A 25,236-nucleotide genomic window follows, 5' to 3' on the forward strand; every position below is an offset into this window, starting at 1 on the left:
GAGACAGAGACGACAGCCATCTCCCTGCCCCCGCTGTCACCCGACGCGGACTCTCCCCACGCCCAGCCGCTCGGCGAAGAGGAGACCCAGGCGCTCTTGGCCGAGGGCCGCGTGCAGGAGCTGGTCGCCGGACTCCAGGCGGATGTGGCCGCCGCCGGCACGGGCCGCGCGCGTTTCGTCGCCCGCCTCACCCTGGCGCGCTTGTGTGCGCAAGCCGGACAACTGCCGCTGGCGCGCGCGCTTTTTGACGCGCTCGACGACGAGGTTTCAGCTCATGCGTTGGACGTGTGGGAGCCTTCGTTGGCGGCGGCCTGTCTCGAGGGTTGGCTCGCCACCCGCACCGTCGAGGAAAAGGAGGGGGGACGGTTGGCAGCAAAAGTTCGAAACCGCTATCGTCGTCTCGCTCGGTTGGATTCTTCCGCCGCGCTCCGCGTCGTCGGCCCCTGACGTCACCAGGTTGTTCCGCGGCGAAGCCTCCCCCCATGCGACGCCCGCGCATTTCTACGTAGGTCTCAAGGAGAGAGCCGCAGATGAGCAAAGAGAGTTCCGTCGCCCCTACCGAGCGCGTCAACATCGTCTACAAGCCCGCCACCGGAAATGCCCAGGAGCAGGTGGAGCTGCCGCTGAAGGTCCTGATGATGGGGGACTTCACGGGCCAGGCGGATGACCGGCCTCTGGAGCAGCGCGCGCCCATCAACGTGGACAAGGGCAACTTCAACGAGGTGATGGCCCAGCAGAATCTCAAGGTCACCCTCACCGCCGCGGACAAGCTGTCCAACGAGGCGGGCGCGAGCATGAGTGTCTCGCTCCAGTTCAAGAACCTGTCGGACTTCACGCCCGAGAGCGTCGTCAATCAGGTTCCCGAGCTGAAGAAGCTCCTGGAGCTGCGCAGCGCGCTCAACGCCCTCAAGGGGCCCCTGGGCAACCTTCCCGCGTTCCGCAAGAAACTTCAGGCACTCCTGGCCGACGAAGAGGGCCGCAAGGCGCTCATCAAGGAACTGGGGCTCGAGGAAAAGTCCAAGTAACCGTTTACGGGGAACAGAAGACACCATGCCTACCGAGACCCTGACCCAGAAGTCGCCGGTTGCCGGCGCCGATGCCTCGCTGTCCCTGCTCGACGAAATCCTCTCCGAGGCGAAGCTCAAGCCCAAGGACGAGGGCTACGACGTCGCCAAGCGCGGCGTGCAGGCCTTCATCACGGAGATGCTCGCGCCCAACCGCTCCGAGGAGCGCGTGGACAAGGCGCTCGTCGACGCGATGATCGCCGAAATCGACAAGCGCCTGTCGTCGCAGGTGAACGAAATCCTCCACGCCTCCGAGTTCCAGAAGCTGGAGTCGTCCTGGCGTTCGCTGAAGTTCCTCGTCGACCGCGTGGACTTCCGCGAGAACACCCGCGTGGAGATGCTCAACGTCTCCAAGGAAGACCTGCAGAAGGACTTCGAGGATGCGCCCGAAGTCGTCAAGAGCGGCCTGTACAAGCTGGTGTACTCCAACGAGTACGGCGTCTTCGGCGGCAAGCCCTACGGCATCATCTCCGCCAACTACGACTTCGGCGTGGGCCCGGGCGACATGGAGCTCTTGCGCAAGTGCGCGTCGGTGGCCGCCATGGCCCACGCGCCCTTCATCGCGAATGCCGCGCCGGAGACCTTCGGTGAGCCCAGCTTCCTGAAGCTGCCGGACCTCAAGGACCTCAAGTCCCTGTTCGAGGGTCCGCAGTACGCGCGCTGGCACTCGTTCCGCGAGAGCGAGGACGCGCGCTACGTGGGCCTGGCGCTGCCGCGCTTCCTGTTGCGTCTGCCTTATGGCGAGAAGACGGTGCCGGTGAAGGCTTTCAACTTCACCGAGGACGTCGTCGGCAGCCACGAGAAGTACCTGTGGGGCCATGCCTCCGTCGCGCTGACGTCGCGCGTGGCGGACTCCTTCGCCAAGTTCCGCTGGAGCCCGAACATCATCGGACCCCAGTCCGGCGGCGCGGTGGAGAACCTGCCCCTGCACCAGTACGAGGCCATGGGGGAGATCCAGACCAAGGTTCCCACCGAGGTCATGCTCACCGAGCGGCGTGAGTACGAGTTGTCCGAGGAGGGCTTCATCGGCCTCGTCTTCCGCAAGGACTCCGACAACGCGGCGTTCTTCAGCGCCAACTCCACCCAGAAGCCCAAGTTCTTCGGCAACACCCCGGAGGGCAAGGCGGCGGAGACCAACTACCGTCTGGGTACGCAGCTCCCGTACATGTTCATCATGACGCGCCTCGCGCACTACATCAAAGTGCTGCAGCGCGAACAGATTGGCAGTTGGAAGGAGAAGGCCGACCTGGAGCGTGAGCTGAATCACTGGCTCAGCCAGTACATCTCCGACATGGATGACCCGGCGCCCGCGGTGCGCTCGCGCCGTCCGCTGAAGGCCGCGCGCGTCGTGGTGGAGGACGTGGAAGGTCAGCCGGGCTGGTACCGCTGCGGCCTGCAGGTGCGTCCCCACTTCAAGTACATGGGTGCGTCGTTCACCCTGTCCTTGGTGGGTAAGTTGGACAAGGAGTGATGGACCCGCTTCACCCAGTGTCGTTGAGATCAGCTATTCTGAGGGCTCCACTCCCAGGCTTGAAGCGAGCCTGGGTCACCCGCGCGCCTCCGCGCGCACAGCAAAGAGGTTCGTTCCATGGCTGAATCAGTTTTTGTGTACCTGAAGGCGAACGGGCAGGACATCCAGGGTGAGAGCACCCAGACGAGCCTCGGCCGCGAGGGCGCCATCGAGGCCGTCTACTACGAGCAGAAGGTGTTCACCGCGCGCGAGTCGGGCTCCGGCCTGGCCGTGGGCCGCCGCCAGTACGAGGGCATCACCCTGCGCAAGCGCATCGACAAGGCCTCGCCGCTGCTCATGAAGGCGCTGTGCGAGAACACCGTCATCGAGGCGACGTTCAAGTTCTTCCGCCCCAACCCCACGGGCGACGGCACCACCGAGCAGTTCTACACGACGTCCATCAAGAAGGCGCGCATCAACAGCATCAAGCAGTTCGTCCCCGACGCGTTCATCCCGTCCGGTTCGAACAGCCCGCCGATGGAGGAGATCAACTTCGTCTTCCACACCATCAACTGGACGTACACCAACGGCGGCCAGACGCACGAGGACACCTGGGACACCCAGCGCTGATGCGTCCTCCTCCACCGGTCGTCCGTGGCGCAGTCGACGCGGGCGGCCGGGGGTGGCCTCGATAAAAGACACGCATGGGCTCCCGAGGTTTGTTGTCACGCATCGCCGAAGGCAACGGCGCGCTCGCCCCACCGGGCGAAGTGGTGGAGTCCATCGCGGAGCACCTTCGCGCGTTGCTCAACACGCGCAAGGGTGAGTCCGTGGCGGCGCCGGCCTTCGGCATCCTGGACTTGAACGACATCGTCCACACGTATTCGTCGGCGGTGCCGCGAATGGCGCAGTCCATCCGCACGGCCATCCAGGACTTCGAGCCGAGGCTGAAGAGCGTGGTGGTGACGCACACGCCGGACCCGGATGATCCGACGGCGCTGCGCTTCGACATCACCGCGCAGCTCGCGACACGCACGCGAAAAGGCACGGTGCGCTTCCACACGCAGGTAAAGCCGGGCGGGCGCGTGGACCTGTGGTGAACCGCGAGGTGTTGGGCGGAGGGCGAGGATGTTCAGCAAGTACTACCTGAGCGAGCTGACGTACCTGCGGGAGATGGGGAGGGCCTTCGGGCTGGCCAACCCGTCGCTGGCGGGCCTGCTGGTGGAGCGCGGCGCGGACCCGGACGTGGAGCGGCTCCTGGAGGGCTTCGCCTTCCTGACGGCGCGCATCCGCGAGCGTGTGGACGACGACGTGCCGGAGCTGGTGCATGGGCTGACGGAGCTCCTGCTGCCGCACTACCTGCGCCCCCTGCCCGCCGCGTCCATCGTCGAGTTCTCCCCGCACCTGCGCGCGCTGCGCGGCCGCTCCAGGCTGCCCGCAGGGGCGGAGGTCGCCTCGCAGCCCATCGACGGCACCCGCTGCGTGTTCCGCACCACGACGGACGTGGACCTGCTGCCGGTGCAGCTCACCGACGCGCTGTTGGACCGCTCGTCGATTACGTCTCCGGTGCTGCGGCTGTCCTTCCAGACGACGGAGCAGGGCCGCGCCGAGGTGTTTCGTCAGCAGGGTCTGCGCTTGTTCATCCACGGGGAACACTCCGCCTCCGCCGTGGTGCTGCTGTGCCTGCTCCGCTACTGCGGACAGGTGCGCGTGCGCGGCGCGTCCTCGCAGGGCGACGGAATCAAACTGCCCGCGGGCGCCATCCAGGCGGTGGGCTTCCAGCGCGACTTCCGGCTCCTGCCGTGGCCGCGCGCGAGCGAGGGCTACCGGCTGTTGCAGGAGTACCTGACGCTGCCGGAGAAGTTCCTGTTCTTCGACGTGAAGAACCTGGACGCGGCGGCGACGCACGTGCGCGAGGACCGGTTCGAGATTGCCTTCCACCTGGAGCGGCCGCCGCCCCTGGACGCGCGCATCCACCGGGAGATGTTCCGGCTGCACTGCGCGCCGGTCGTCAACCTCTTCCCCGCCACCGCCAACCCCGTCCTGCACAACGCCCTGGACCGAGAGCACCTGCTGCGCGCGGCGGACCTGCCGGCGAACCACGCGGAGGTGTACTCGGTGGACTCGGTGACGGGCCTCCAGGCGGGCCGCAACGAGCGGCGCGGCTACCGGCCCTTCTTCGAGTTCAGCCACACGGCGGGCGGCGACGCGGAGCAGTCCTTCTACCGGCTGCGGCGCACGCACTCGCCGCTGGACGAAGGCATCGACATGTACATCACCCTGGAGACCCCGCGCGACGTGGCGCCGGTGCTCGGGGCCGAGGAGGCGCTCTCCATCGACCTGACGTGCACCAACCGCATGTTGCCGTCGCGGCTCCAGGTGGGTGACTTGACGGAGTCCACGTCCGCCAGCCCCACGCAGGCGAAGTTCAAGAACATCTCCCCGGTGAGCCGGCCGGCGCGCGCGCCGCTGGGCACGGAGCTGCACTGGCGGCTCCTGTCGCATCTGGCCATCAACCAGCACTCGCTGGCGGACGCGGCGGCGCTGCGGCGGCTGATGGACCTGTACAACTTCCATTCGCTCACGGACAACCTGGCCGCGCGCGCCAGCCGCCTGCGCATCAACTCCATCCGCGCGGTGGAGACCAAACCCGTCACGCGCTTCCTGGAGGGCGCGCCGCTGCGAGGCCACCGCACCCGGGTGGACCTGGACGAGGAGAACTTCATGGGCGTGGGGGACTCGTTCCTCTTCGGCTGCGTGCTGGAGGAGCTGCTCGCGTCCCACGTCACCATCAACTCCTTCAACGAGCTGAGCATCCGCCTCCACCCCTCGCAGACGGAGTACATGTGGCTTCCGAGGAACGGCTCCCAGACGCTCTTGTAGAAGCGGCCCGGAAGCTGGCCGAGGCGGCGCCCCGGGTGGGCTTCTTCCCGCTGGTGGCCTTCCTGGAGCGGCTCACCAAGGACGCGGTGCGCGTGGGCGGGTCCGGCCCCGTCAACGAGGAGATGATCCGCTTCCGGCATGACCCGTCGCTGGGGTTTCCTTCCGGCGACGTCAGCGAGGTGACGCTGCGGCAGGTGCCGGTGCGGCCGGAGGACCCGTACTCGAGCCGTCCGCTGTTCGAGGTGGTGACGCGCTTTCTGGGCCTGACGGGCGCGGTGAGCCCCCTTCCCCACTACATCGCCGAGGAAGTCGCGCAGGAGGACCCGGACGCGCCCGTGCGGCGCGAGTTCCTGGACCTGTTCCACCACCGGCTCCTGTCGCTGCTGTATCGAATCGAGTCGAAGTACCGCATCACCAGCGAGACGGACACGTCCTTCACGGACCAGTGGTCCCGCCGGCTGCTCGCGCTGGGCGGCTTCGACACGTACGAGCAACCCCGCAAGGGCGGCCTGCCGACCTGGCGCCTCCTGCGCATCGCCCCGCTGCTCGCCAGCCGCTCTCGCACCGCGGAGCAACTGGAGGTGGCGCTCCAGGACGTGCTCAACGAGGACCTGGAGGGCGCGCGGGTGTCGGTGCGGCAGTTCGTGGGCCGCTGGGTGGACATCGACGCCCGGGTGCAGTTGGGGCGGGCCAACCACCAGCTCGGCCGCAACATGCTGCTGGGGGGCAAGGCGTTCGACCGGACGGGGAAGATTCAGCTGCACATCAGCCCGCTGCCGCCGCGCGCGTACAAGCGGCTGATGCCGGATGGAGACCTGCTCCCCCTCGTGCGGGAGGTGGTGTCGCTCTTCGTCAGGGACCCGCTGGAATACGATTTGGAGCTCGGTCTCACCGAGGGCGTCCGCCAGCAGTTCCGGCTTTCGCGCAAGGAGCCGAGCCAGCTCGGCCGCGACACCTGGCTGGGCTCCAGCCAGCAGACACACCTGAGTGTTCCTGTCGTGAGATGAGACAGTCACAAGATGGGCGGCCCCGGGGTGCGGGGATTTACGGCGTGAGAGCCGCCCGGTATACCCTTCGACCACCGTCGTCACAGCTTGGGGGCTCCCATTCGCGTCGATCCGAAAGCGCTTGTCCGTCGCCTGACGCCCACCTCCACCCGCCTGTTGGAAGCGGCGGTGGCGCGCGCGAGTGCGGGACGTTTCTACGAAATCGTCCCCGAGCACATGCTGGCGCAGATGCTGGAGCCGGAGGACTCGGACGTGGCGCGCCTGCTCCACCACTTCGGCGTGGACAAGCGGCACCTGACCACCAGCATGGAGCGCGCGCTGCAGGGCCTGCGCGCCGGCAACGCCGGGCGGCCCGTCTTCTCCGAGACGCTCTTCCAGTGGTTCGAGGAGGCATGGCTCCTGGCCTCCGTGGAGCACGGCGCGACGCGGCTGCGCTCGGGCCACCTGTTCGTCCAGTTCATCACCCGGCGCTCGCGCTACACCGCTGAAATCTTCCCGGAGCTGGATGCCATCTCCCGCGACGAGCTGCTCGGCTCGCTGGACGTGCTGCTCCAGCCCTCGCCGGAGAACGTGGAGGTCGTCACCTCCGACGGCGCGGCGAGCGGCTCCAGCGGCGGCTCGGCGAGCGCTTCTGGAAGCCGTGGTGACGAGGCGCTCAAGCGCTTCGCCACGTCCTTCACCGGTCGCGTGCGCGAGGGGAAGATCGACCCCATCTTCGGCCGTCACCGCGAAATCCGGCAGATGGTCGACATCCTCTCCCGGCGCCGGAAGAACAATCCCATCCTCGTGGGCGAGCCGGGCGTGGGCAAGACGGCGCTCGTGGAGGGCATGGCCTGGGCGATTGTGCGAGGCGAGGTGCCGGAGGCGCTGCGCAACGTGGACCTGCTCGGCCTGGACCTGGGCCTCTTGCAAGCGGGCGCGGGCGTGCGCGGTGAGTTCGAGAACCGGCTCAAGGCCGTCATCGCCGAGGTGAAGGCGTCCCCCACGCCCATCATCCTGTTCATCGACGAGGCGCACACCATCATCGGCGCCGGTGGCTCACAGGGCGGCGGCGACGCGGCCAACCTGCTCAAGCCCGCGCTGGCGCGGGGCGAGCTGCGCACCATCGCCGCGACGACGTGGGCCGAGTACAAGAAGTACTTCGAGAAGGACGCGGCGCTGGAGCGGCGCTTCCAGCCGGTGAAGGTGGATGAGCCCAGCGAGGCGGACGCGGAGCTGATGCTGCGCGGCCTGCGGCCCACGTACGAGGCCTCCCACGGCGTCACCATCCGCGACGAGGCCGTCACCGCGGCGGTGCGGCTGTCCAGCCGGTACATCTCCGGCCGGCAGCTCCCGGACAAGGCGGTGGACCTGCTCGACACCTCGGCTGCCCGCGTGAAGATTGAACTGTCCACGCGACCCGAGGAGCTGGTGGCGCTGGAGCAGGAGATCTCCGGCCTGGAGCGCGAGCGCGACGCGCTCAAGCGGGATCTGGCCGACGGTGAAGGTGGCGAGGACGCGCGGGAGGCACTGGCCGAAGCGGAGGCGAAGCTGCGCGCCACCCAGGACTCGCGGGCCTCGCTTCACGCGCGTTGGGAGACGGAGCGCGCTGCCGTCGTCGCGCTGATGGACGCTCGCAAGGCGCTGAGAGAGCCGGCCCCGGGCGCCGAGCCCGCGGCGCTCAAGGAAGCCGTGGACGCGGCGGCGAAGTCGCTCGCGGCGGCGCGCGGCGAGTTTCCGCTGGTGCACTCGGACGTGGACGCGGACATCGTCGCGCGAGTCGTCGCGGGTTGGACGGGCGTGCCGGTGGGGAAGATGCGCGGCGACATGCTGGAGGCCGTGCTGAACCTGGAGGACCGGCTGCGCACCCGCGTGCGTGGACAGGAGGCGGCGCTCAAGAAGGTGGGCGAAATCATCCGCATCTCCCAGGCGGGCATCCGCAACCCGGACGCACCGATTGGCGTGATGCTCTTCGTGGGCCCCAGCGGCGTGGGCAAGACGGAGACGGCGCTGGCGCTGGCCGAGTCGCTCTATGGCGGCGAGCGCTTCATGACGACGCTCAACATGAGCGAGTTCCAGGAGAAGCACACGGTGAGCCGGCTCATCGGCTCGCCGCCGGGCTACGTGGGCTATGGCGAGGGTGGCCTGCTCACGGAGGCCGTGCGACAGCGGCCCTACTCCGTCGTGCTGCTGGACGAGTGCGAGAAGGCCGACCTGGAGGTGATGAACCTCTTCTACCAGGTGTTCGACAAGGGCATGCTGACGGACGGCGAGGGCCGCGCGGTGGACTTCAAGAACACCGTCATCATCCTCACCAGCAACCTGGGCTCGGACCGGGTGATGAAGATGTTCGAGGACGGCCTGGAGCCCTCCTCTGAGCAGGTGCTGACGGCCATCCGCCCCACGCTCAGCCAGCACTTCAAGCCCGCCCTGCTGGCGCGCATGACGGTGGTGCCCTTCGGCCCCGTGCAGCGCGACGTCATGCGGCAGATCGCGGAGATGAAGTTGAACAAGCTGGTGGGCCGGCTGCGCGAGGCCCACGACGTGGAGACGACGCTGGCGCCGGAGCTGCTGGACGAGCTGGCGCGCCGGTGCACGGAGTCGGAGATGGGAGCGCGCAACATGGAGCAGATCCTCCAGGGCTCGCTGATGCCCGTGCTCTCCCGCGAGCTGTTGCAGCACCTGGTGGGTGGCGCGGTGCCCCCCAAGCTGCACGTGGCCCTCACCCCGGAAGGCGACTGGGACCTCCGGTTCGCCGAGGCCTGAGAACCCATGAAACGAACGCTTCAGGTCTGCGGTGTCGCCCTGTCCCTGCTGGCCGGCTGCGCCAGCGCGCCCAAGCCGGCGATGTGCTTCGCCGAGGCGGGCCCCAACGCGCGCTCCTTCCCCACGCCGGACATCTGGTTCGCCCTGCTGCTGCACGGCTATGACAAGGACACCAGCGCGGCGCCCCAACCCGCGGTGGACTGCGCGGGCGCGCCCGTGTGGTGGCAGGACCCCACCGCCGACGACTGCGTGGAGGCCGGCCCGGACGCCCTGCCCCTGCCCCCGGCGGCGAAGCTCACCGAAGAGGACCTGGTGCTGGAGACGCTCAAGGCCGGCCAGCGGCTGGCGTGGGTGATTACGCGGCGCTTCACCAACGGCGAGGCCCTCGGGCCGGTGGCGCTGGTGGAGACGACGGAGCAGGGCTTCCGCGTGGAGGCGCTGGGCTCGCTGCGCTCCATGCCGAAGAACGCGAAGCTGCGCCTGGAGCGCGTGGGCGGCGCGGACATCCTCGTCGCGGAGGGCGACGCGTGCACCACGGATGGCACCGACGTGTGCCGCCGGTACGCGCGCATCATGCCGCTGCGGCGCAACCGCTTCTTCACGGAGTCGGTGTCCAGCCCGGAGCGCATGTGCCTGGGCGCCGCGTGGTTCCCGCTGGCGCGCGAGGCGACCTTCAAGCTGCCCAACCAGCTCATCCGCAAGTTCGAGCTGACGTCCACGCTGTCCTTCAGCGAGGCGGGCGTCGGCGTGCAGGAGCAGGTGCAGGTGAGCGACTCGGACCCCGCGCAGCCGGACGTGGGGCCGCGCATCTACCGCCGGGCCCAGGACACCCGCACGCTGGTGCTCGAGTCCAACGCGCTGGTCAGCACCAAGGCCTCGCTCTGGTCCCGCATGGTGGAGCAGCAGGTGCGCATCGGCGCGAAGATGGACCCGGAGAAGCCGCTGGTGCCCATGCCGCCGAAGAACAAGCCCGCGACGGCCGTGGCCGCGCCCGCGACGCCCGAGGCCGGGGAGGCGAGCAAGCCGGTGGCTCCGCCCGCGAAGACGCCTCCAGCCGCGGCGAAGAGCGGCGGACCGTAAAGGCCCAACAGCCCCGGGTCCCTCCTCATTCCGCCCTGGAACCCTTCGTTTTTTCGAAGGGGTTCCGGGGCTTTTCCTATTGGCGCCGAAACTCCCGCGCCTGCACATAGGAGACAGGCCCATGGTGGGCCAGAAGGAGCCGAGGATGCGAATCGAAATCCGAGCCCGACACTTCACCCTCACCGACACCCTGCGTCACCACGTGGAGCGCCGCGCGCGCTTCGCGATGGGGAGACTGTCCGACAGGGTTCGTGAGGTCATGGTGCGCTTGGAGGACATCAACGGCCCACGCGGTGGCGTGGACAAGGTGGCCAAGGTGACTGTCCAGCTCGAGCAGGGCGGCCAGCTCGCGGCGGAGGCCGTGGACGCGAGCTTCGCCGGGGCGGTGGACCGGGCCCTGGAGCGCGCGGGCCACGCGGTGAGCAAGGCCCTGGGACGCGCGCACCGCGGCGACGGGGAGAGCGTGAGGACCACGCCCTGGGAGCCCGATGAGCAGCACAGTCCCTCCTGACGTGAGGTGAGCCGCGTCAGGGCCCCTCCACCCCGGAAGGGCCCTGACGGTGGCAGGATGATTTCCGTGCCGCGAGGGCCCTGGCGCCCGCGCGGCACGGTGTGGAGGACGTGGATGCAAGGCGGAGCGCTGGGAAACGTACGGGCCGCCTGGGCGCGAGCGCGCCAGCGCTGGTGGGTGCGGTGGGGCGTCGACCTGGTACTGCTCGCGCTCGTCTTCACGGCGGTGGCGACCTGGCAGACGCGCAACCTTCCAGGCTCGGGTGCTCCAGCGCCGGACTTCACGCTGCGCACCCTGGACGGAGAGACGGTGTCGCTGGCGTCGCTGCGCGGCAAGCCCGTGGTGCTCGCCTTCTGGGCGCCCTGGTGCGGCGTGTGCGGCGCGGAGTCCTCCAACCTCTCCCAGCTGCGTCGGCTCGCGGGAGACTCCGCGCATGTCGTCTCCGTCGCGCTGGCCTACGAGGACGAGGAGGCCGTGCGGCGTTTCACGCGCGAGCACGCGGTGGACTACCCGGTGCTCATGGGTGACGACTCACTTCAGCAGGCGTGGCGGGTGAACATGTTTCCCACGGTGTTCTTCCTGTCGCCCGAGGGGCGCATCGAGCGCTCCGTGGTGGGCTACACCACGCTCGCCGGACTGTCGTGGCGGTGGATGCTGTAGCGCGTTCCAGCGCGGCATGATGTGACATTGCCGCGCGGTGCGGGCCTCGCGTCGTCTATTCGCCAACCAACAGACACCGGTCCGCGCCTTTGTCTGTTCCGACGGGAATGGCTTATCAACTTCACGGCTCACTCCCCAGGAGCACCGATGAAGACCCGCTTCACTGAACGCTTCCAGTTGAAGTATCCCATTGCGTGCGCGCCCATGGCGCTGGTGGCCGGTGGCGCCCTCGCGGGCGCGGTCAGCCGCGCGGGAGGTCTGGGCCTGCTGGGCGGTGGCTATGGCGACATGGCCTGGATGGCCCAACAGCAATCGCTCGTCGGCGGCGCCACCATCGGCGGAGGCCTCATCACCTGGTCGCTCGACCAGACACCCGAGCTCCTCGACGCGGCGCTGGCCTACAAGCCCATCGCCTTCATGTTGTCCTTCGGTGACCCGCGCCCCTACGCCGCGAAAATCAAGGCCTCGGGCGCGGCACTGATTTGCCAGATTCAGCGACTGTCCCAGCTCGACGAGGCGCTCGAGGCGGGCGCGGATGTCATCGTCGCCCAGAGCAGCGAGGCGGGAGGCCATGGGATGACCAACCGCGCGACGATTACGTTGGTCCCGGAGGTCGCCGACATCCTGGCCAGGCGCGCGCCCGACACACTCCTGCTCGCGGCGGGAGGCATCGGCGACGGGCGCGGGCTGGCGGCGGTCCTCGCGCTGGGCGCCGACGGCGCGCTGGTGGGCTCCCGGTTGTGGGCCAGCCAGGAGGCCCTCGTGAACGAGAACTCCCAGGCGAGGGCCATCGAATTGACCGGAGATGACACCGACCGCTCCAACGTCTTCGACATCCTGCGCGACATCACCTGGCCGCCCGGGTACACCTTCCGGGCCCTCACGAACACGATGACCGAGCGCTGGTCCGGCAATGAAGACGAGCTCCTGCTCGTGGCCGATGAAGAACGCGAGAAATACAACGCCGCCATGGCCGCCAATGACTACACCATTGGCCACAGCCCATGCGGGCAAGTGGCGGGACTGATTCGCGACATCCCCCGCGCGGCGGACATCCTCGAGGCGATGGACACGCAAGCCACCGAGATTCTCTTGCGTCTGGGAAAACGGCTCCAACTTCCGCGCGTGAGGGAGCTCTCTCCCCTGGACCTGCCAGGAGTCGCTGGCCCACAACGCGGCCTCCGTGGCGAGGGCGGTTCGTCTGATGGGTGACGAGACGGACCGCTCCACCGTGTTCAACATCCCACGTGGGTTGAACTGACCGCCGGGCGACACCATCCGTGCCCTCCAGCAGCAACTGGAGGAGCGCGCGTCCCGCCGCGAGGACGACCCGCTGGCCGCCGCCACCGAGGAGCGAATGAAGTTTCATGGCGCCCTGACCGTGTGTGTGGCGACAGCGTCGGACACGGCCCCGTCGGACGAGCCACGGGCTTGATTCGCGACATCCCCACCGCGGCGGAGATGCTTGCCCGGATGGGCAGACAGGCCGCCGACGACTTCTGCGGCTGAGACCAGGGACCTAGCTTCCGCGCGCGCATGGCCGGACTCGTGACGAGTCCGGGCGCGCACGGAGGCTTCATGAATCGCGCGGCGAAGTGGGCGATCGGTCTGGGTATCGCGGGGGGCGCGGCCCTCGCGTTGGCTGTTCGACGAGACCGTCCCGCGAGCGAAGTCGAGACACGGCGTGCACGCTCGCCATCGCGGTTCATCGACGTCGATGGCCTGCGGACACACTACCGGGACCAGGGCAAAGGCCCCCTCCTCGTGCTGCTTCACGGCTCCAACGCGTCGCTGCACACCTGGGAAGGCTGGATGGACTCGCTGACGCGCGAGTACCGGGTCATCACCGTGGACCTGCCCGGGCAGGGCCTCACCGGACCGGACCCGAAGAACCGCTACACGCCCCTGGCGGAGGTCTCCTGGCTGGACGCCTTCGTCGGCGCGCTGGGGCTCGAGCGCTTCACGCTGGGCGGCAACTCCATGGGCGGCGGTCTGGCCTGGCGCTACACCGTGGTCCACCCCGAACGCGTGGAGCGACTCATCCTGGTGGACGCCTTCGGCCTGCGGCGCGAAGAGCCGATTCCGTTCTCCCTCCGGCTCTACGAGACGCCCGTGCTGAGCCGCGTGGTGCGCTGGACGACTCCGCGCTTCATGGTGAAGCGCACCGTGAAGAGCACCTATGGCGACCCGAGGAAGGTGACGCCGGAGACGGTGGACCTCTACGTGGACGTCCTCCTGCGCGAGGGCAATCGGGAGGCCACCCGCCGGCGCTTCGCCCAGAAGGACTCAGACCCGTCGCTCGAGGAGCGGCTGTCTGAAATCAAGGTCCCCACGCTCATCCTCTGGGGCAGCCGCGATGAGTGGATCCTCCCCAAGTACGCGCGGCGGTTCCACGCGCGCATCCCCCAGTCCCGCCTGGTGATGATGGAAGGACTGGGGCATGTGCCCATGGAAGAAGACCCGCACAAGACGGTGGCCGTGGTCCGGGACTTCCTCCACCAGACGGAAGCCCGGGTGAGCGCCCACCCCGCCGCGGGGCTTCAGTCCGCGCGGCAGGTGTAGTCCCCTACGAGGGCCGCGCTAGCGTCCCAGGGGCCCCGCGATGAACTTCGCGATGGCCCGCACCTGCTTGCGATTGCGCTTGCTGTCAATCGTCCGGGTGAGGTCGCGCGGCACCTTGCTCAAGGTCTTCAGGGAGTCGCTCATCGCCTTGCCGGAGTTCTTCATCAAGTCCCGCAGGGCGCCGTCCTTCTTCCGCTCCGCCGAGGCCTTCTGCTCCCGGCGGTAGGTCTTCAACCCATCCGAGACGGACGCGGACAGGTTCTCCATCGCACGACTCACGTTGTCGTGCGCCTTGTCCAGGTTCTTCAGCCCCTTGCTCGTCTTGCGCTTCCTCTTGCCCACCGAGAGGTCGCGCTCGATGACCACTTCCGTGGCCATCACCTGCCCGCTGTGGCCATCCACCCGGACTTGCGTCTCGGTGGTCACATCCTTGCCTTGAATGCTCATCGTCTCGTCTCCTCGAGTCCACTGCGGGGGTTTCACGGCATGAAGGGCGGGACGAATGGCAGCGACAGCCCGCCGCGCCGCTTCTTCTTGGGCTGCCGCTGGTAGATGAGGACCACCGGCACGAGATGCTTGCCGAGGACCTCCTCCCCCAGCCTCTCCCGGACCTCGTTCAAGGCTTCGCCCACCTCGAGCATCAGCGCGCCCTGGCCTCGCTTGAGGGCCTTGAGCTTCTTGCGCCGCTGCTTGCCCATGTCGATGACGACGGGAATGGAGCTGATGCTGTTCAGGGTTTCGATTGTCATTCCGTGTTCTCCTTTCAAAGCGCGGTGCGTGAGCCCGCTTCGCGGTCCTTGTCCGACAGTCGGAAGCTGATGCCCCGCAGTGTCACCGCCACCGCGACCAGCACGGCCCCCAGGAACAGCGGGCTGAGCAGCAACTGGCTCCAGGCATGACCTGAGAGCACCTCCGTGGTGAAGGCCTCGCCCGCACGCTCCCCTCGCCTGACGACCGCCACCACCGCCGCGCCCACGCGAACCGCCAACGCTCCCAACAACAACCAGCTCCCCGCGCGCAATGCCTGGGACACAGCGAAAGAGAAGGTCCGCTCCGTCACCGCGAACCGATAGGTCGAGGAGTCGAGGAAGCGTTGGAGACGGTAGAAGCCAGCCACAGCTGCGTCGTAGACCTGTTCGTAGCGGATGAACGAGCGGTCCTCGGACAGACTGTCCAGTTTCCGGTTCAATCGCTGTCGCATCCGGCGCCCGAGCTGGACCTCGTACCGGCGGTACTCCCGGTAATGGTCTATGCGGGGTTCCAGCCGGGCCGCCAGACTGTCGGAGAGCATGGTGGAGCGAATCATCCGCAAGGTGTTGAGGTTCATCGGGACCCTGTACTCCTGGGCCAGCTTGAAGAACCCAATCCAGAGGTTGGCGGAGGTGCGCTCCCACCAGCGCGAGGTGCGGCTCTTGTTCGCGTAGAGGTCCTGCCAGAAGATGCTCTCCAGCTTGCGGGAGAACTCCTCCACGTCCACCGCGGGCAGCGGCTCGAGCAGCGCGAGCACGGCAGACACCATCCGCCCCACGTCCTCGTTCGCCTGGGCGTCCGCGATTTCTCGCCACACGCGGCGCTCGCGCGCGGTGAAGGCACCACAGGAGCCGAAGTCGATGAGCACCAGCCGGCTGTCCGGTTGGACCATGACATTGGCCGGGTGGAGGTCCGCGTGGAAGAAGAGCCCCTCCTGCGCACAGAGGCGGGCAATCTTGAGCAGCCTGCGGGCCACCTTGCGGGGCACGATTCCCAGCGTGGCCAGCGACGCCAGGCCCGACTCGTCCTTGCGCTCGGCCGTGGAGATGAGGTCCTTGAGCCAGACGCCGGAGACGAACTCGGTGACGAGGACCTCGTGGTTGGACAGGTCTCCGTACACGCGGGGCGAGCGGACGAAGCGCTGGCCCAGCTTGTCCATCCGGTCCTGGAACAGCTCCGTGTAGCGAGCCTCCCGGACGAAATCGAGCTCCTCATAGAGCATGGTGCTGAGCTCGTGGAGCAGCTGGCGCGAGTAGCCAGGAGGAACGAACCACAGCTCCGCCAGGCCGAGAATCCACCCCAGCGCGCGCATGTCCGCGGCGAAGAGCGAGCCGACCCCGGGCCGGCGGACCTTCACGGCGACCTCCTCACCGCCACGCAGCACCCCTCGATAGACACAGGCGACGGAGCCCGAGCCCACGGGCTCCGCGCCCAGTTCGGAGAACACCTCCGCTATCGGCCGCTGGAGGGAGCGCTCCACGAGCTGCCGCACCTCGGAGAAGGGAATCGGCGGCGCGGCGTCGAGCATCTTCTCCAGCTCCTGCGCCACCGGATACGGGAGCAGGTCCACGCGGATGGCCATCTGCTGGCCCAGTTTGATCCACGTCCCGCCCGCTCGCTCAATCAGCCGCCGCAGGTGCTGGCCCCGGGACTGGATGGAGTCCCGGCGGCGGAGTACGTCCGCGGCGATTCGCACCAGCAACCACAGGGCACCGGAAATCCAGACGCCCAGTTGGAGCAGCGTCCGGCCGACGCTGGCGCGGTGCTCCTCCGCCTCGCGTTGGTGAGGCGTGGGCGGGGTCTCCCACGAACGAGCGCGGAGTTCCTTGCCCAGCGCCTTGGCCGCCTGGATTCTCGCGTCCAGCTCCTCGCGCTTGCGCCAGCGCTGGACGGCGGCGGAGACCCGCTGCTCGCGCGCCACGGCCGGGCGCGCCGGTGAGGAGGGGGCCGCCTCCTTCACCGGCGGCACCGGGTCCACCTTCTCCGGGACGGCGCGGAGCGAACTCACCGCGCGGCGCCGCGCAGTCGATGGACGATGGTCTCCAGGCTCGCGGGAGAGTGGAATGTCTCCGCGGTGAGGAGCGCGTCCGGGAAGGAAATCTCGAAGGCTCCTTCGAGCGCGAGCATCAGGTTGATGGCGTTCATCGAGTCGAGCCCCATCTCGTTGCAGGGGCGCGCCATCTCCACCGGCTCGTCCGGAGCCACGCGGGGAAGGAACTCGCGAATCACCTCGATGAGTCTGGTCCTCACCTCGTCCGTATTCATCGTGTCTCCTCCGACGAAAGCGACCCCTGGATGGGCAGACGCGTGTGGAGCTCGTGCCCCCAGCGCAGCCGGTGCACCGCGATGACCTCGCCGTCCCGATGGACCAGCTCCAGCGGCGGCGGTCGGCTCAAGAACCCCGTGAGGCTCGCCGTGGCGCCATAGGCCCCGACGTTGGGCACGAAGACCCGGTCGCCCACCCGAAGCGGCGGGAGCCTGACGTTGCGAGCGAAGCAGTCCAGCGGCGTGCACAACGGCCCCACCACGTTGACCTCCTCGAGCACCCCAGACCCGGCCTCCGCTCCGGCCTGGACGACGCCGATGCCGACCAGCGGAACCCGCCCCAGGCCCGACATGCCCCCCAGGTGGTGGATGCCGCTGTCGAGGACGACGTACTGCTTGCCCTTCGAGCGCTTCACATCCATCACCGTGGACCACAGCGTGCCCGAGGAGCCGCAGAGCCTGCGGCCCGACTCGAACCACAGCGCGGCCGACGCGGTCCTCTTCCGCTCCGAGGCCAGCCGGGCGAGCGGCTCGCGCAGGGACTCCAGTTCGGGCCCCACGCCGGACGTGGCGAAGGGCCAGGGGAAACCTCCGCCCAGGTCCAACACCTGGAAGGGAAGCTCGAACGCATGGGAGAGCGACTCTCCCACCTCGAGCGCCACCCGCAGCGCGGAGAGCAGCGCCGGCACGTCCGCGAGCTGAGTTCCCTGGTAGACGTGCACGCCCAGCAGCTCGACGCCGCCGAGCGCCGCCACACGCGCGCGACCCTCGCGCCACTCCGCCTCGTCGAGCCCGAACTGGCTGCTCACGCCACTCATCGCCAGCCGCGCCACGGGAGGCGCCTCCGGGTTGACGCGCAGGAGGACCCGGGCGCGAAGCCGAGCGGCGCGCGCGGCCCGGTCGATGCGCTCCAGGTCCGTCCACGACTCGGCGGAGAAGCGCGTCACGCCAGCGCTGAGCGCCCCGCGCACCTCCTCGGTGCTCTTGCCCGGGCCGGAGTAGAGCACCCGCTCCGGTGGAAAGCCGGCGGCCATCGCCACCGCCAGCTCTCCGGGCGAAGACACCTCCGCGTCGCAGCCGAGCCGGCAGAGCGCCTCCGCCATCACCGGAAGCGGATTGGCCTTGAGCGAGAACAACAACCGGCTGCCCTCGGGCAGGACGGACAAGAGCTCGCGCGTGCGCCGCTCCACGTCCCCCAAATCATAGACATAGAGCGGCGAGCCGTAGGCCTCCAACCAGGCCGCGGCCCGGGCCAGCAGCGGAGGACTCATCGGCGCGCTCATGACTGTCCTCCCGCCACAATCCAGCTCGCGAGGGCTGCCCGGTCCAGCTTGCCGTTGGCCGTCCTCGGCAGCTCCGGCACCCAGTGCACCTGGTCCGGGACTTTGTAGGACTCCAGTCGACTGGAGAGCGCGTCGAGCAGCCCGGCCTCGCGCGGTGGCGGCGCGCCAGGAGTGGACGTGACGAACAGGTGCAGCCGGTCGGCCTGGGCCTCCTGCACCACGCCCGCCTCGGCGACACCGGGCAGCCCGCAGGCCACCTCCTCGATTTCCAGCGGGTGCATCCGGAAGCCGCGGCGCTTGAGGAGGAAGTCCCGGCGCCCCACGAACTGGAGGAAGCCCTCCGCGTCCATCCGGAAGAGGTCACCTGAGTACAGCACGCGGCCCAGTCCACGCGGGTGCGTGCGATAGCGCAGCGCGGTCTCCTCCGGCGCCCGCCAGTACCCGAGCGCGACGTGGCGCCCCTGGATGACCAGCTCTCCCACTTCTCCTGGCGGCAGCACCTGGCCCCGCTCGTCCAGAATCATCGCCTCCGTGCCGGGCAACGCGCGTCCCACCGAGCCCGGGTGCGCCTCCAGCTCCTCGGGCAGCAGGATGGAGACGCGCTTGCACTCGGTCAGCCCATACATGGGGAACACCGAGACCCCGGGCAGCTGACGCCGGAGCTGCTCCACGTGGCTGGCCGGCAGATGCGCCCCCGTGTTGGTGAGCGCCCTCAAGCGGAGCGCGCCCGCCCCACTCCGACCGAGCAGCTTGAGCAACGCGGCGAACAACGTGGGCACACCGGGCAGCACCGTGACTCGCTGTCGCTCCAGCGTGGTGACCAGCGCCGGCCCGGCCAGCTCCGCGCTCCCGACGAACACGCCCGCCCCCACCTGCGCGGCGAGGAACACCTGATACAGGCCGTAGTCGAAGGAGAGCGGCAGGAAGACGCCCACCACGTCCTCGGTGCGGTACTGGAGCCGCGCCTGGATGGCGTCCACCACGAAGAGGATGTTGTCGTGGCTGAGCGTCACGCCTCGCGGCGCTCCCGTGGAGCCGGACGTGTAGATGAGGCAGACTGGATCCACGTCCACACCCGCGAAGGGCGGACACTCCACCGGCTCGCTGTCCACGATTCGCGACAACCGAGGTGCCGAGACGGGCCCCGAGCCCTCTCCCACCCAGACGATGGGCACGTCGGCGAAGGCTGGCGCGAGGTGCGCGGTGGACTCATCCAGGAAGGCCACCGCGGGCGTCACCTGCTCCAGGATCCTCCGCAAGCCCGGCTCGCGAATCGCACCATGCAGCACCGCGAAGATGCCTCCCAGCCGCGCCGTCGCGAACGCGGCCAGGGCCACCTCCGCGCGGTTGCGGGTGAGGATGACGGCCCTGTCTCCACGCCGGAAGCCCTGGCGCGAAAGCCAGCCACCCAGGCGCCGGGTGGCCGTGCCGAGCTGCGCATAGGTGAAGGAGACCCGTTCGTCAGACAAGAACAGGCGGTCGCCATGATGGCGCTCGGCTTCTTCCAGCAAACCGCAGAGGTGACGGGGCGTCATGCGTGTCTCTCCCAGACAGGTCAGGACAGACGGTCGTCGGTGAAGATCTCCTTCTTCACCATGAACCTCGTGGTCTTCGAGAGGATGCGCTCGTTGAAGGCCACGCGCTCGGGATGGGCCAAAAGCTCGTTGCGAACCTTCAGCGGCTCGGGCAGGCCCACGTCCTTGTAGATGTCCGGATTGTAGAGCTTCTGCATCGACGTGAGCATGAAGCGCTTGAGCGCGCGCTCCACGTCCCGAAGCCGCTCGACCCCATGCTTCGCCCGCAGCCCCTGGTGGAGCCGCTCGATGTTCAACCGCCCGTAGCTGATGTGGCGTGTCTCATCCGAGTGGTGCAGCCGGTTGATTTCACGCACGAAGGGAGGCAGACGCGCGTCCTTCGCCATGTGGCTGTTGTAGCCGTCGACAATCTCCTCGAACACCAGCACCGTGGCGAAGGCCAGGAACTCCTTGATGTCCGTCTCGGGGAAGGTGTCGTAACGGATGCGGCGGTCCTTGTATATCTTTCCGCCGTACGTCAGGCAGAACCGCGAGAAGTACCACATGTGCTCATTCTCCTCGAGCACCAGGTGGTGGAGGTATTCGGAGGACACCTCGTAGCCCGGGGTGTGGATCCGGCTGATCATCTCCGTGAGCAGCTCGCGGATGCCCGTCACGTTCAGGCTGAAGAAGTTGATGCACTCCCATTTGCTGAGCCGCAGGAGCTGCTCGGGCGTCAGCTTCTCGGCCCAGGGCGTGCCATGGACGGAGAGCAGCTCCGGACTCATCCAGGGCTGGTCCTCGGGCAGCGACTTCTCCCAGACCAGCTCCCGAAAGGGATTGGAGGTGTCCGCGTTGGAGAGGTGGATGAGCCGATCCAGGGTGCGCGCGAAACCATCCTCGGCGGGCTGCACGGGAAGCGCCGCGGAGGGCGCGTGCTGGGCGAAGTCCTCAATCATGGCGGCGATCCCTTCGTCATAGAAATGGGAGAAGTGGTCCGCGTCCGGCTGGAGCACCGTCCTCGCGCCGACGAGCCGGGAGGCCAGGAGCGCCACCTGGTCCGGGTGCGAGATGGCATCCGAGCCACCTCCAAAGACGAGCACGGGCTGCTTCACGGAGGACGTCCAGGCGTCCTCCCGCTCGCGGAAGAGCGCGCAGACCATGTTCGCGTACCGGAACAGACTGGACGGCGTGCGGAACGGCACGCTGGTCATGTAGAGCAGGTGGGGGTCCGTGGAGGTGAGGACGCTGGCCACCACCTTCCGGTCCTCGCTGTGCGGCGCCTCGGCTCCGGGGGCGCCTCCGAAAATCAGCTTGCAGTAGCGCTCCGCCACCCGAGGGTTGACGGCAATCTGGGGGAAGAGCTGGCGGAGGTTCTTCTCGAAGGACGTCATCGGGTGGTCCGGGGTCGCCGGAAGCGACACCGTCCCGTTGAGCAGCACGCCGCTCGCGAAGCGCTCGGGGTGCTCGGCCAGCGCGCGGAGCGCCACCTGCGCGCCACTGCTCCAGCCCACCACCGTCTCCACCCGGGAGATTCCCAGCCTGTCCAGCACGGCGACCAGGTCCGCCACATGGACGCTGGAGTCACAGCGGGAGGGATTGAAGTCCGGCGTCGGAGTGGGCAGCCAGCGGGTGTTCCACGTCACCACCCGCCATTTCTCGGCCAGCCGCTGTGCGAGCGGCGCCAGGAACTCCTCGGGCATCGCGTAGGCGTTGCAGAGGACCAGCACGGGGTGCGTGGGGTCGCCTCGCGTGAAGGCACACACCTCCGCCCCATCCGACGCGCGCACCTGCACCGGTGTGAACACCTGCCCCTCTCTCTCCCGCGCCAGCTCCGCGAGGTAGCTCGACAGGTAGACATCCAGGTCGGCGAGGGTGAGCGGCGGATGTGGAGGAAGGGCGCGGGCGAACCGCTTCGGGTTCAGCCCGTAGCTGGCGTAGAAGGCCCCACGCAAATCGAAGAGCTGCTCAATGGGCGATGCCTCCGTCTCACGATGGGTGGTGAAGCTGAGGATGGAAAGCCGGAGCGCATGGGACATCCGGTCGACCATTCCCACCGCCGGAAGCTCCACCGGGCCCACCAGGTGATGCACCGGCCCGCCCTCGAACCCGGTGGCGCTCAGCCGGAGCATGTCCAGCACCACATGGTCCACGGGCACCATGTTGACGCCCGCGCCCTCATGCCCCAGCAGCCGCAACGGGTCCGTGACTTGCGCCAGCTCCCGGCGCAGCCGGTAAAGCTCCCGCACGAAACCATAGATTCCGAACCGCGTCCCCCCGCTGCGTCGGCTCGCGCTGGGGCCGATGATGACCGAGGGGCGGACGATGCTGTAGGCGCGACCGGCGGCCTCGCAGGCATGAGAGACCTCGCGCTCCGCCTGCGCCTTGCTCTCCTCGTAGTAGTTGTTGAAATCCGAGGCACCACCCGTGGGTTCCGGATGCAGTTGCTCGGGAATCACTCCACGCCGGGTGCCCGCGGTGTAGGCGGTGGAGACATAGACAAACCTCACGGCCCCTACCTTCCGCGCGACCTCCAGGATGTTTCTGGTCCCAATGCAATTGTGTGCATGGATTTTGTCGCGGTGGCGGTTCTCATACGCGAGGCTGGCCGCGGAATGCCACACCTCCTCCAGTCGCGCCTCCTCCAGCCGCTCCAGGTCCTCGGGCGAGAGGCCACACAGCGGGAGGGTGATGTCACCGACCAGGCAGATGACATTCTTTTCGACGGCCTCGAGCGGAACGGGGACGTCATACGAAGCCGCGGCCTCTGAAAGTGACTCCAGGAGTCGTTCGCGCGCGTGCTCCGGCGACGTGCCACGAACCAGTACGAAGAGCCGCCCGCCCGCCCTCAACCGCCAGAGGAGGAAGTGGCTTCCCAGGAAGCCCGTTCCCCCGGTGAGGAGGAGCCGCGTGGGGCGAAGCTCTCGTCCGTCCAACTCCAGGGGATTCGCATATGTCGCACCCATGGGCCGCTCCACTGGGTAGGGCTGCAATTGCAGCCAACCTTATGCGGGGCATATCGCGACATGTCAACACCATCATGCCTCTGTCATGTATGACATTGATTGCATCGCAAGGCGATTGAACCATACGATTCCCGACAGATGGCCGGGAGCGCACGGCGCCCCCGGCCACCTTCATCACGACGGCATCACCAGACGTTCACGGGCAAGCTCCGGTACGACACCGCTCCAGTGCCCAGTTGTCCGTCGGCGTCGCTCCCCCAGCCCCAGAGCTGGCGGTCCTCCAGCACCACCAGGGAGTGGCGGTCTCCCGCAATCACTGACACCGCCGGAGTGAGTCCTTGCACGACCTCCGGCCAGCGCCGCGAGACATTCGTCCCATCACCCACCTGCCCCGCATCATTGCCACCCCAGGCCAGCACGGAACCCGACACGCTCAGGGCGAGGACATGGCGAGCCCCCGCCGCCATGGCGATGGAGCCTCTTGTCCAGGACACCGAGGAGGGAAGCGGGTCATCCCCCCCGGTATCTCCCAGTTGCCCCTCATCGTTCCTTCCCCACGCCCACACCACGCCATTCGTGGTCCTGGCCAGCGAGAAGTCATCTCCGGTGTCGATGGCAATCACATCCGTCAGGCCGGCCACCTGCACGGGAGTCCGGCGGTTCGTGGTCGTGCCATCTCCCAACTGTCCGTGGGAATTGACGCCCCAACTCCAGACGGTGCCGTCCGCCTCGAGCGCCAGGGCATGGTTCTTCCGGGCGGAGATGGCCACGACGTCGGAGAGGTTGGCCACCAACACGGGCGAGTGCCGCACGTTCAAGGACGTCCCATCGCCAAGCCATCCGTTCGTGTTGTCCCCCCATGCCCAGACAGTGCCATCCACCTTCAATGCGAAGGAGTGGGCCTCCCCCGCGGCGACAGCCACCACGCCCGCCAGCCCAGGAATCGCGACGGGTGTGAGGTGCACGGGCGCACCACCCGGCCCCTGCCCCAGTTGTCCCGAACCGTTGTTGCCCCAAGCCCAGACGGTGCCACCCGCGCGGAGCGCCAGCGAGTGCTGGAGCCCCACATCCAGGCTCAGCACATTCGAAAGTCCGCTGACGGCGACAGGCCACACGCTCGAAACCGTCGTGCCATCTCCCAGGAGTCCAGAGGGCGTATTGGCGCCCCAACTCCACACCTTGCCGTCGCCGCTCATCGCCAGCGAGTGCCGCCGGCTCGCGATGGCGACCTTCGTCGGACCGAACACCGTTCGCGTGGGCGTCGGATGCATGGCGGAGACGCCGTCGCCCACCTGCCCCGAGGAGGCCGAACCCCAGGCCCACAAGGTGTTGTCGTCCCTGACCGCGAGGAAGTGAGCCTCTCCCGAGGCGAGTGACGTGACGTTCGACAGGCCCACGACGAGCCCGGGCACCAGACGTTGCGTCGTCGAGCCATTCCCGAGCTGGCCGGCGACATTGGAGCCCCACGTCCAGACGGTGCCGTCCACCTGTGTCGCGGCGGACTGCGCGACGCCCGCGCTGATGGCGACCACATCCGAGAGACCCGTGACGCGCGTGGGCACCAGGCGAGAGGTGGTGGTGCCATCTCCGAGTTGCCCCACCTCGTTCGAGCCCCAGGCCCAGACGGTGCCATCCATCCGCAGGGCCAGCGAGTGCATGGATTTGGAGGAGAGGGAGACCACCCCCGTCAGTCCCTGCACGGCCACGGGGAGCAGGCGCTGCGTCGTCGTGCCATCGCCGAGCTGTCCCTGCGTGTTGCTCCCCCATGCCCACACGGTGCCGTCCCGCTTGAGCGCCAGGGAATGGGCCTTGCCACCGGACACCGCGACGACACCGGTGAGCCCTGGGACCTGGACAGGCTCAAAGCGAGAAGTCGTGCCGCCATCGCCCAGTTGCCCGGACGCATTGGAGCCCCAGGACCACACCGTCCCATCCGCCTTCACCACGAGCGCATGCGAGTCACCCGCTGAGATGCTCACGACGTCCCACAGCCCCATCACCTCTTGAGGATAGACTTGCGGGGAGCTCCGCCCATTCGCCGCTTGCCCGTGGGCGTTGTCGCCCCAGGCAAAGACACCGCCCCAGAGACTCAAGCAGAGGGAGAAATCCCCTCCCGCCGCGACCGACTGAACCCCGCCATGCACATACACCTGGACCGGTGCGGCCTGGGCGGTCAGCGTGTCGTCACCCAGTTGCCCCAAGGCATTGGCGCCCCAGACCCACAGGGTGCCATCCGGCTTCAGCGCCAATGAGTGACTCCTCCCCGCTGCGAGCTCCACGCGAGTGACCATTCCAGCCGTCCAGGTGGGCGCCGTGCTGAGGATTCGTGAGCCATCCCCCAACTGACCATCGATGTTGTTGCCCCAGGTGCTGACAGTGCCATCGACCAGCATCGCCACGGAGTGCTGCCCTCCTCCGGCGGCAACGCCGAGCACACCCGTCAGCGAATGCACCCGCACTGGCGACAGCCGCTGCGTCATCGACAAATCCCCCACC

Annotated in this window: 21 protein-coding genes; 13 read left to right on the forward strand and 8 right to left on the reverse strand. The window is 68.2% G+C overall.

Translation table 11 applies throughout. The annotated features are described in order from the left end of the window. The 13 genes from HUW62_RS30040 to HUW62_RS30100 all read left to right on the forward strand — a co-directional run. Window positions 1–447, forward strand: a 447-nt coding sequence (locus HUW62_RS30040; protein WP_176436360.1) for a type VI secretion system domain-containing protein, incomplete at its 5' end; no start/stop codon positions are given. Between the two features lie 83 nt (window positions 448–530). Beyond that, a complete protein-coding gene (tssB, locus tag HUW62_RS30045) occupies window positions 531–1,025 on the forward strand; it encodes a type VI secretion system contractile sheath small subunit (RefSeq protein WP_163870737.1) in 495 nt (164 codons plus the stop codon). 25 nt (window positions 1,026–1,050) lie between these two features. Beyond that, window positions 1,051–2,535 carry a type VI secretion system contractile sheath large subunit gene (tssC, locus tag HUW62_RS30050; protein WP_163870736.1) on the forward strand — a complete coding sequence of 495 codons (1,485 nt, stop codon included), beginning with the start codon at window positions 1,051–1,053 and terminating at the stop codon, window positions 2,533–2,535. Between the two features lie 117 nt (window positions 2,536–2,652). Then, window positions 2,653–3,144 carry a type VI secretion system tube protein TssD gene (gene tssD / locus HUW62_RS30055; protein WP_163870735.1) on the forward strand — a complete coding sequence of 164 codons (492 nt, stop codon included), beginning with the start codon at window positions 2,653–2,655 and terminating at the stop codon, window positions 3,142–3,144. Between the two features lie 74 nt (window positions 3,145–3,218). After that, window positions 3,219–3,614 carry a type VI secretion system baseplate subunit TssE gene (tssE, locus tag HUW62_RS30060; protein WP_163870734.1) on the forward strand — a complete coding sequence of 132 codons (396 nt, stop codon included), beginning with the start codon at window positions 3,219–3,221 and terminating at the stop codon, window positions 3,612–3,614. A 28-nt stretch (window positions 3,615–3,642) separates the two neighbouring features. Beyond that, window positions 3,643–5,397 carry a type VI secretion system baseplate subunit TssF gene (tssF, locus tag HUW62_RS30065; RefSeq protein ID WP_163870733.1) on the forward strand — a complete coding sequence of 585 codons (1,755 nt, stop codon included), beginning with the start codon at window positions 3,643–3,645 and terminating at the stop codon, window positions 5,395–5,397. Beyond that, window positions 5,361–6,404 carry a type VI secretion system baseplate subunit TssG gene (tssG, locus tag HUW62_RS30070; RefSeq protein WP_176436361.1) on the forward strand — a complete coding sequence of 348 codons (1,044 nt, stop codon included), beginning with the start codon at window positions 5,361–5,363 and terminating at the stop codon, window positions 6,402–6,404. Before tssF ends, tssG begins: the two co-directional genes overlap by 37 nt. A gap of 87 nt (window positions 6,405–6,491) precedes the next feature. Next, window positions 6,492–9,149 carry a type VI secretion system ATPase TssH gene (gene tssH, locus HUW62_RS30075; RefSeq protein WP_176436362.1) on the forward strand — a complete coding sequence of 886 codons (2,658 nt, stop codon included), beginning with the start codon at window positions 6,492–6,494 and terminating at the stop codon, window positions 9,147–9,149. 6 nt (window positions 9,150–9,155) lie between these two features. Beyond that, window positions 9,156–10,229, forward strand: a complete 1,074-nt coding sequence (locus HUW62_RS30080) for a hypothetical protein (protein WP_163870731.1) — start codon at window positions 9,156–9,158, stop codon at window positions 10,227–10,229. A 121-nt stretch (window positions 10,230–10,350) separates the two neighbouring features. Beyond that, window positions 10,351–10,740 (forward strand): HPF/RaiA family ribosome-associated protein, encoded by a 390-nt coding sequence (locus HUW62_RS30085; protein ID WP_240357132.1) that lies wholly within the window; start codon window positions 10,351–10,353, stop codon window positions 10,738–10,740. Window positions 10,741–10,854: 114 nt separating this feature from the next. Next, complete coding sequence (locus HUW62_RS30090; RefSeq protein WP_163870730.1) at window positions 10,855–11,400, forward strand: TlpA disulfide reductase family protein; 546 nt, start codon at window positions 10,855–10,857, stop codon at window positions 11,398–11,400. A gap of 147 nt (window positions 11,401–11,547) precedes the next feature. Next, on the forward strand, window positions 11,548–12,612 hold the full coding sequence (locus HUW62_RS30095; protein ID WP_163870729.1) for a nitronate monooxygenase family protein: 1,065 nt from the start codon (window positions 11,548–11,550) through the stop codon (window positions 12,610–12,612). A gap of 366 nt (window positions 12,613–12,978) precedes the next feature. Continuing rightward, entirely contained in the window at window positions 12,979–13,962 is a 984-nt protein-coding gene (locus tag HUW62_RS30100) for an alpha/beta fold hydrolase (RefSeq protein ID WP_176436363.1), read from the forward strand. 18 nt (window positions 13,963–13,980) lie between these two features. On the opposite strand, the gene HUW62_RS30105 is transcribed toward HUW62_RS30100, so the two are convergent. From HUW62_RS30105 to HUW62_RS30140, 8 genes are all read right to left on the reverse strand, one after another. Beyond that, entirely contained in the window at window positions 13,981–14,409 is a 429-nt protein-coding gene (locus HUW62_RS30105) for a hypothetical protein (protein WP_163870727.1), read from the reverse strand. 32 nt (window positions 14,410–14,441) lie between these two features. Then, the gene (locus HUW62_RS30110; RefSeq protein ID WP_163870726.1) at window positions 14,442–14,711 is read right to left on the reverse strand and encodes a hypothetical protein; all 270 of its coding nucleotides are present in this window, start codon (window positions 14,709–14,711) and stop codon (window positions 14,442–14,444) included. Window positions 14,712–14,725: 14 nt separating this feature from the next. Then, window positions 14,726–16,720 carry an AarF/ABC1/UbiB kinase family protein gene (locus tag HUW62_RS30115; RefSeq protein ID WP_163870725.1) on the reverse strand — a complete coding sequence of 665 codons (1,995 nt, stop codon included), beginning with the start codon at window positions 16,718–16,720 and terminating at the stop codon, window positions 14,726–14,728. Further along, window positions 16,717–16,977, reverse strand: coding sequence for a phosphopantetheine-binding protein (locus tag HUW62_RS30120; RefSeq protein ID WP_163870724.1), 261 nt, complete (start codon window positions 16,975–16,977; stop codon window positions 16,717–16,719). The genes HUW62_RS30115 and HUW62_RS30120 overlap by 4 nt, the downstream gene beginning before the upstream one ends. Next, window positions 16,974–18,260, reverse strand: a complete 1,287-nt coding sequence (locus tag HUW62_RS30125; RefSeq protein WP_163870723.1) for a type III PLP-dependent enzyme — start codon at window positions 18,258–18,260, stop codon at window positions 16,974–16,976. The genes HUW62_RS30120 and HUW62_RS30125 overlap by 4 nt, the downstream gene beginning before the upstream one ends. Then, the gene (locus tag HUW62_RS30130; protein ID WP_163870722.1) at window positions 18,257–19,795 is read right to left on the reverse strand and encodes a class I adenylate-forming enzyme family protein; all 1,539 of its coding nucleotides are present in this window, start codon (window positions 19,793–19,795) and stop codon (window positions 18,257–18,259) included. Before HUW62_RS30130 ends, HUW62_RS30125 begins: the two co-directional genes overlap by 4 nt. A gap of 20 nt (window positions 19,796–19,815) precedes the next feature. Then, the gene (locus tag HUW62_RS30135) at window positions 19,816–22,740 is read right to left on the reverse strand and encodes an alpha/beta fold hydrolase (protein ID WP_176436364.1); all 2,925 of its coding nucleotides are present in this window, start codon (window positions 22,738–22,740) and stop codon (window positions 19,816–19,818) included. 185 nt (window positions 22,741–22,925) lie between these two features. Next, window positions 22,926–25,236, reverse strand: a 2,311-nt coding sequence (locus HUW62_RS30140; protein ID WP_255203720.1) for an RCC1 repeat-containing protein, incomplete at its 5' end; no start/stop codon positions are given.

The sequence above is a fragment of the Myxococcus sp. AM011 genome, from assembly GCF_013372595.1.
GTDB classification, from domain to species: Bacteria; Myxococcota; Myxococcia; order Myxococcales; family Myxococcaceae; genus Myxococcus; species Myxococcus eversor.